Origin of the sequence: Deinococcus piscis (assembly GCF_014653275.1) — a bacterium.
Taxonomy (GTDB): Bacteria; Deinococcota; Deinococci; order Deinococcales; family Deinococcaceae; genus Deinococcus; species Deinococcus piscis.
Map to the genome: position 1 here is coordinate 1 of NZ_BNAL01000075.1, position 1489 is coordinate 1489.

Below are 1489 nucleotides of genomic sequence, written 5' to 3' on the forward strand. Positions count from 1 at the left end.
TGGGTTAAACTGCTTGCAGCTACGGAATCTTCGAACGTAGCCTGAAGGATTTTCCGTACCACTACCCCCAGAGACTGTTCCGCAAATTTTTGCGGGCCACACTGGGAACACTTTGCGGCCATAGCACAGTGCTCAGCATCTCCCTAGACGTCCAAGGTGATCTCAAGGCCAGCAAGCTCAGCAGCAGCGCCTGCTTGAAAGAGGTGACTGGGACGCTTACTCCCCCATGCTCCGTCTCTGGTCGCCCCAATAAAAATAGCCGTGCCTGCGTCGTCTTAGTGCACATTATCCGTCCCAAGCTACGTCCCAAAAGTCTTGAGATTGTCACAGGGACTATCACAGGGATGTCTCTGGGGACGGGGATACGTAAGATTCTGGCGAGTGTCCGCACAACAATTCATAAAGATGAGACGGTCGGATACCGAATCGCCTTAAGCACTGCAGTGTCTAGACAGGGCAAGGCACAGGAGATCATGAATGCAAAAATCTAAGTTTTTGGTTGCCAGTACTCTGCTGACCATTTTCCTGGCTTCGTGCCAGGGAGGCCAGCAGCCCCCCACGGTAGGAGAGCAGACGCCCCAGGCTGCTACACCGACCCAGACTCTGGAAGAACAGCCCCTTGCTCCACAAGGTGTTGCGAACCTGCGCGACACCTTTGAACAAGGGAACATCCCAGCTCCTGTTGGCATTGCCGCCGATGCGCGAAAAGTATTTGAACAGCGCGAGCAGGAGGCACTTCGGGAGGGAGCCCTGCACGCGTGGCCCATTTTGCAAAGCAATGAGATGGGAAGCAGCAGAAGTGAAGCTGTGCAGGCCTTCCAGCGCCTACTCAGCGATAAAGGCTATGCACTGGATGATGATGCCAACTTCGGCCCCAAAACTCGGCAGGCCGTGACGCACTTCAATACCTCGCAGAACATCACCCCTTTTAGCTTCGCTTACTCCTACAAGACCCAGACCGGCACATGGAAGACGGCAACGGTGAAGTGGGACGACGTCGTCCATCAGCCGACGTGGCAAAAGTTGGTTCCTACGCTGAAGCAGGGAGCTAAAGGTTATGCCGTAGAGGCAGTCCACGATTATCTGGGGCTGTCAGAGAAACTGGGCAAGAACACGGTCTTTGACCTCAAGACCAAGAACGCGGTCATTAATTTCCAAAAAGAAAAGGGAATTAGCCCAGCCGATGGCATCGTGGACGCAGAAACCTGGCAAGCCCTGGTGGCCCGCAAATTCTCTATCCCCACCCGCGAACAGATAGAAGCCCGTGGCCGCTCCTGGGTAGACGCCAAGATCGAATACAGCCAAAAGAGCCGCTTTGAAGGGTGGCGCACGGATTGCTCCGGCTTTATCGCTATGGCCTGGAACCTGCGTGACCCTGATATGACCCCCAACGCAGATACCATCTACACAGGAAACCTGCTGCTCAGTAGGTGACAACTTCAGTTCGATGCTGTCCCAGACGGCAAAAACAAACAGTTGCCCCCATCAA

At 54.6% G+C, this 1489-nt stretch carries 1 protein-coding gene; it reads left to right on the forward strand.

Going from position 1 to position 1489, the window contains the following annotated elements; all coding sequences use genetic code 11:
- The first annotated feature begins 477 nt into the window (after nucleotides 1-477).
- On the forward strand, nucleotides 478-1434 hold the full coding sequence (locus IE158_RS13340) for a peptidoglycan-binding domain-containing protein (protein WP_189644193.1): 957 nt from the start codon (nucleotides 478-480) through the stop codon (nucleotides 1432-1434).
- Nucleotides 1435-1489 lie beyond the last annotated feature (55 nt).

Excerpts from the sequence above, each read along its gene's own strand:
- IE158_RS13340 (WP_189644193.1), top strand. The coding sequence starts at position 478 with ATGCAAAAATCTAAGTTTTTGGTTGCCAGTACTCTGCTGACCATTTTC.